4 protein-coding genes and 1 pseudogene are annotated in these 5387 nt (G+C 30.8%); all 5 read left to right on the top strand.

Going from position 1 to position 5387, the window contains the following annotated elements; translation table 11 throughout:
• Positions 1-93 (top strand): annotated as a pseudogene (locus CI949_RS21005) (ABC transporter permease); the annotation flags it as partial.
• A gap of 767 nt (positions 94-860) precedes the next feature.
• A complete protein-coding gene (locus CI949_RS16235; protein WP_290768192.1) occupies positions 861-2201 on the top strand; it encodes an MATE family efflux transporter in 1341 nt (446 codons plus the stop codon).
• Positions 2202-2235: 34 nt separating this feature from the next.
• Positions 2236-3492, top strand: a complete 1257-nt coding sequence (locus tag CI949_RS16230; RefSeq protein ID WP_290768190.1) for an adenosylhomocysteinase — start codon at positions 2236-2238, stop codon at positions 3490-3492.
• Positions 3493-3567: 75 nt separating this feature from the next.
• Entirely contained in the window at positions 3568-4743 is a 1176-nt protein-coding gene (metK, locus tag CI949_RS16225) for a methionine adenosyltransferase (RefSeq protein ID WP_290768188.1), read from the top strand.
• A gap of 33 nt (positions 4744-4776) precedes the next feature.
• A partial coding sequence (locus tag CI949_RS16220) for a class I SAM-dependent methyltransferase (protein ID WP_290768186.1) occupies positions 4777-5387 on the top strand: 611 nt, incomplete at its 3' end.

The raw sequence follows: 5387 nt of genomic DNA, 5'->3' as shown, positions 1-5387 counted from the left end.
TTTCCGGGAATAGCAATTGCACTTTTAGTGCTGGGCTTTAACCTGGTTGGTGATGGTTTCAGAGATGCCTTTGATCCGAGACTGCATAAATGATAGTTTTAATTATAACAGAATCTGAAATTTATAGGAACAAAATTTTCAAGTAGCGAGCAGACTTTTCTGCTCGTTTTTGTAATACATATCTGATCCAGCATGTAATATGGAAGTTTTAAGGATGTTAAAATATAAATATTATTTTTAAAGGTATTTATAAGAAATATATGGTTGCACTGTGAAAAGTAGATTTTTGATATTATATCAAGTTGAGAAGCTTATCCTGATGGGGATTATATAAGTCGGAAATTCTTAATTAGGACTTTTCGCAGTGCAACCATATATGATATTCAAAACAATCGTTCTATTATTTCACCTAATTTCGACAAAATAAGACATAAATTTTCATTGTATTTAGTTCTTTAATGTATTAAAATAAGAAATAAGGGGAAAAATTCACTGATTCTGTTGATTTTAGATTAAAAATGCATTAAAATAACTAACAAGAGTAAATTAAGAAATATTTAGCAAAGTATAATGTAAATTTAAGGAAATGACATTCGATGTCACGAATAAAGATTTAGATATACTTTTGTTGACATACTGTACATTTTAAAACAACATATGAGAAATATTTAAGCGATGCTTAAATATTAAGAAGCGATGTAACAAACTATTTCACTGCAACACAGTCATCATGGTGTTGCGGTGGCAAAAGAAAATACTATAGAAATACTCGTAAGTATTCTACTACTTTCCAATAGGAAGGTGGTTTTTTTATATGTATTATATTTTTAAAGTCAAGAAATTTTAGGAGAAGATAATTTGTGATAGAAAAACTACTAAGTAAATTTTCTATAAATAATGATAGATCATCCAATGTTTCTAAAAATATAATTTTTTTAATGTTAGTTCGTAGTTTAACAATGATTACTAGTTTTTTTCTTGTTCGAGTTACATATAATTTTATTGGTAATAAAGCAATTTATGGAGTATGGTTAACAATTTTATCTGTTTTATCATGGATAAACTATTTTGATGTAGGTTTAGGGAATGGTTTGAGGAACAAACTCGCTGAGTCTTTATCTAATAAAAATGAAATAGAAGCAAAGGAATACGTTTCTACTTCATATATAATTCTTGGATTACTTGTTTCTGTTTTAATAACCATTTATTTATCTGTTTCAAAGTTTATTAATTGGAATAGGATATTTAATATTGAGGCAATAACTGAAAATAGATTAAATATTGTATTAACAATTTTAGTTATTGGTTATTTGTTTAGGTTTTTGTTATCACTTATTAAATCAGTTTCTTTTGCTAATCAAGATGCTGTTGTTCCAGCCTCTATACTATTTTTCTCAAATTTATTAGTTGTAATAACATTATATATATTACAGATTTTAGGTTTTGGCGGATTATTAAATTTATCTATAATTTACTCTATTGCATTCATAGTCGTATTTTTATTTGCAAATATTTATCTCTATTCTAAAAAGTATAGAGAGATTGTTCCAAACTTTAAATATTACTCAAAAGAAAAAATTAGTGATATATTTAATCTTGGTATTAAATTTTTTGTTATTCAAATTGCCGCATTAATCATTTTTACTACTGATAATATGATAATAACTCAGGTTTTAGGTCCAGAGCATGTTACTCCTTATCAAATACTTTTTAAACTATTTAATGTTTTTTTGATAGCCTCTTCTGTTATTTTGACTCCCATCTGGTCAGCTTTTACAGATGCTTATACTAAGAATGATTATAATTGGATGAAAAATATTTTGAAAAAATTAATATTATTAATGATCCCGTTGGTGGTAGGTATAGTAATAGTTGGTTATTTTAGTAATGAAATTATAAAAATATGGTTAGGTGAAAGTTTAAATCTAAGTGGTAGTTTTATTATATTGATGTCTATTATGATAGTAATTCGTATCTGGAGTAATATATTTGCGTATATATCTAATGGAATTAGTCGTATGAAAGTGCAATTTTATACTTCGATTATTGCTGCAATAATAAACATACCGTTATCAATTTATTTTGCTAAATATTTAAATATGGGAAATAGTGGTGTGGTTTTAGGATCAATATGTTCATTAATTATTGGAGCAATTTTTGTACCTATAGATATTTATAAAATCATTTGGATGAAAAATTAGGATTATAACAACAAAATAACTGGAGTGAATATATATGATTACTAAATCAACACTTAGAAATCCTGAATTAGCAGAAGAGGGCTGGCGCAAAATCCAGTGGGTAGCAGACAAAATGGATATTTTAAATGAAATCTTAAAAGATCACAAAGATTCACAGCCGCTGGCAGATAAAAAGGTGGCAATCTGTCTGCATTTAGAGGCAAAAACGGCCTATATGGCTTATGTGATCAGTCAGCTGGGTGCAGATGTGGCTATTGCCGGCAGTAATCCACTGTCTACCCAGGATGATGTAGCAGCCGGACTGGCTGCTCACGGAATAATGGTTCACAGCTGGTATGGCTCAACCCCTGAAGAATATAAAGAACATTTAAATAAGGTTTTAAATATTGAGCCGGATTTAATTATCGATGATGGTGGAGATATGGTTGAGACTCTACATACAGAGAGAAAAGAACTTCTAGAAAATATTATTGGTGGGGCAGAAGAAACAACAACCGGAATTCACCGCCTGGAAGCAATGGAAAGTGATGGAACCCTAGCTTTTCCCATGATGGCAGTTAATGATGCTAAATGTAAATCACTATTTGATAACCGTTATGGTACCGGACAGTCTGTCTGGGATGGAATAATGAGAACAACCAACCTAGTAGTTGCCGGTAAAACTGCAGTGGTTGCTGGTTATGGCTGGTGTGGTAAAGGTGTAGCCATGAGAGCAAAAGGTCTGGGAGCCAGAGTAGTAGTAACCGAAATTGATCCAATTAAAGCCAGTGAAGCCTGGATGGATGGTTTTGAAGTGATGCCGATGCAGGAAGCAGCCCAAAAAGGTGATTTCTTTATTACAGTAACCGGCTGTAAAAATGTAATTGACGAAGAAGACTTAAAGGTAATGAAAGATGGCGCTATTTTATCAAATGCAGGTCATTTTGATGTAGAAGTTTCCAAACCTGACTTAAACAGGCTGGCTGTAGAAGTGAGTGAAGCCAGAGCCAATATTAGAAAGTTTGAAATGGAAGACGGGCGCAAGATTTATCTGCTGGCAGATGGAAGACTGGTAAACCTGGCAGCAGGAGATGGCCATCCAGCAGAAATTATGGATATGACTTTTGCTCTGCAGTTATCATCTTTACTATATCTTAATGAAAATCAGGGATTAGATAATCAAGTATATAATATACCTGACAATATTGATAATATGGTAGCAGAATACAAACTTCAGTCATTAGGACTAGAAATTGATCAGCTTAAAGAAGAACAGGAAGCTTACATTAATAGCTGGGAAAATGAAAAATAAAAATTACAAATTAAAATGGAGAATGAATATTGTATAGATCATTAATTGTCGACAAATATTAAAGGAGAGAACTGAATGCCTAGAAAAAGACTAGTAACATCAGAATCAGTGACAGAAGGACATCCTGATAAAGTGTGTGATCAAATATCAGATGCAATTTTAGATGCAATTATGGAAAAGGATCCAATGGGAAGAGTTGCATGTGAAACTTTAATTTCTACAGGTTATGTAATGGTAACAGGAGAAATAACTACAGATGCCTATGTAGATATACCTTCTATTGTGAGAGATACAATTAAAGAAATTGGTTATGATGATGCAAAAAGTGGTATGGATTACAGCACCTGTGCTGTAATGACAACTATTGATGAACAATCACCAGATATTGCAGCAGGAGTTAATGAAGCATTAGAAATAAGAGATAAAGGTATGGAAGATGAAGTGCTTGGTGCAGGAGATCAGGGTTTAATGTATGGTTATGCCTGTAATGAAACGGAAGAATTAATGCCTTTACCAATTTCTCTAGCACATCAACTTACTTATAATTTAACTAAATTAAGAAAAGATGAAGTTTTAGAATATTTAAGACCTGATGGTAAAAGTCAGGTAACTGTGGAATACATAGACGATAAACCTAATAGAATAGATACTGTTTTAGTTTCCACACAGCATACTGAAGATGTAAGTCAGGAAACCATTAAAGAAGATTTAACAAAAAAATTAATTAAAAAAGTAATTCCAGCAGAATATATAGATGAAGATACTAAAATCTTGATTAATCCATCTGGTCGTTTTGTTTTAGGGGGACCTCATGCTGATGCTGGTTTAACCGGCAGAAAAATTATTGTTGATACTTATGGAGGACCTGGTAGACATGGTGGAGGAGCTTTTTCTGGTAAAGACTGTACTAAAGTAGACAGATCTGGTTCTTATGCAGCTCGTTATGTAGCTAAAAATATTGTCGCTGCAGAATTAGCTGATAAATGTGAAGTTCAGATTTCTTATGCTATTGGAGTAGCTAACCCTGTTAGTATTAGTGTTGATACTTTTGGTACCAATAAAATTGAGGAAGAAAAAATCGAGGAATTAATTAGAGAAAACTTTGATTTAAGACCGGGTAAAATTATTGATAATTTTGATTTAAGAAGGCCAATATATAAAAATACAGCGGCTTATGGTCATTTTGGTAGAAGAGATGTTGAGATGCCATGGGAACAGGTTGATATGATAAATAATTTAAAAGCAAAGTAATTTTTTATATTAAAATCACTAAAGGAGCTAAAAATGAAATGTAAGATATGTAATAATGAAACTAATTTTAAATTTAAAGCTAAAGTCTTATCAAAATACCCTGTAAAATATTATCATTGTGATGAATGTGATTTTTTACAAACTGAATCTCCTTTTTGGTTAGATGAAGCGTATTCAAGCTCTATAAACATTGAAGATACTGGTATAATAGCGAGAAATATTGGTTTCTCTAAAAAAATGACTACTTTATTATATGTTTTATTCAATACTAAATCTAATTATTTAGATTATGGTGGTGGAACAGGATTATTTACTCGTTTAATGAGGGATATAGGTTTTGAGTATTATTGGCATGATCCTTATACTCAAAATCTTTTTTCACGAGGTTTTGAATATGACAATCAGGATATTAAAGCGATTAGTACTTTTGAAAGTTTTGAACATTTTGTTACTCCAATGAAAGATATAGATAAAATGTTAAAAATTACGGATAATATTATTTTTTCTACCAATATATTACCTTATCCAATTCCTAAACCAGATGAATGGTGGTATTATGGATTATCACATGGACAGCATGTTTCATTTTACTCTGTTGATAGTTTGAATTATATTGCCAACTATTTTAATATTAATTTTTATAC

Source organism: Halanaerobium sp., assembly GCF_003070835.1.
Note: the sequence above shows the minus strand (reverse complement) of the source record. Positions and strands in the feature narration are given on the sequence as shown.

Coding starts and splice junctions, on each gene's coding strand:
- CI949_RS16230 (WP_290768190.1), top strand. CDS start 2,236: ATGATTACTAAATCAACACTTAGAAATCCTGAATTAGCAGAAGAGGGC.
- metK (WP_290768188.1), top strand. CDS start 3,568: ATGCCTAGAAAAAGACTAGTAACATCAGAATCAGTGACAGAAGGACAT.